Genomic DNA, 741 nt, shown 5'->3' with positions numbered 1-741 from the left:
ATGGACATCCATTCGGTGGACGAGCGGTTCGGCGCAGACATCGTCGTTACCAGAAACCTCTGCACCAACGACGACGGTGAGCTGGTCATGGAGGCCTACACCACGCTGATGGGCCAGCAGGGTGATGGTTCCGCCAGACTCAAATGGGACAAGGAATCCGGGCAGGTCATCAGGACCGCGTAATTAGCAACTGGCCGCTGCGGCCATGTACACTCGGACCTCGGGGTTTTCCCAACATCGGCGCGCTTTCCGTGAGTTCAACGAGCGGAGTGTCGTCTCCACTTTCGGTTCGCGATCACCGAACGGAGGGCGCGCGTGTCATGTGAGCCCCGGCGTAGTGGGTTGGCCAGGGCCTGGTCTGGTCTTGCCTGCCAACCGCGAAGGGGCGTAGCTCAACTGGCAGAGCAGCGGTCTCCAAAACCGCAGGTTGCAGGTTCAAGTCCTGTCGCCCCTGCTGAAGGCGAACGTTCGACGACGATGCAGGCACGGCCTGAAGAGGAGACGGACCATAGGTATGTGCCATGGTGGACACTGGAAGGTGCCCCACCAGAGCGGAACGGCTCGCGGGGTAGCTAGTAAACGAAGGAGCATGCGGTGAGCGACGAAGGCGACGTTGCCGACGAGGCCGTAGCCGACGGCGCCGAGAATGCGGACAGCCGCGGGAGCGGTGGCCGGACGGCCCTGGTGACAAAGCCGGTGGTGCGGCCGCAACGTCCCACCGGCAAGCGGTCGCGGTCGCGT

General features: G+C 63.7%; 1 protein-coding gene and 1 tRNA gene. Both read left to right on the top strand.

The annotated features are described in order from the left end of the window. A partial coding sequence (locus FJM08_RS08460; RefSeq protein WP_217423168.1) for a hotdog family protein occupies positions 1–183 on the top strand: 183 nt, incomplete at its 5' end. A 198-nt stretch (positions 184–381) separates the two neighbouring features. Next, a tRNA-Trp gene (locus FJM08_RS08455) sits at positions 382–454 on the top strand. Positions 455–741: the final 287 nt, after the last annotated feature.

It is taken from the genome of Metamycoplasma equirhinis (genome assembly GCF_006385185.1).
GTDB classification, from domain to species: Bacteria; Bacillota_I; Bacilli_A; order Mycoplasmatales; family Metamycoplasmataceae; genus Metamycoplasma; species Metamycoplasma equirhinis.
The sequence above is the reverse complement of the archived record's forward strand: the minus strand, read 5'-3'. Positions and strand labels throughout refer to the sequence as shown.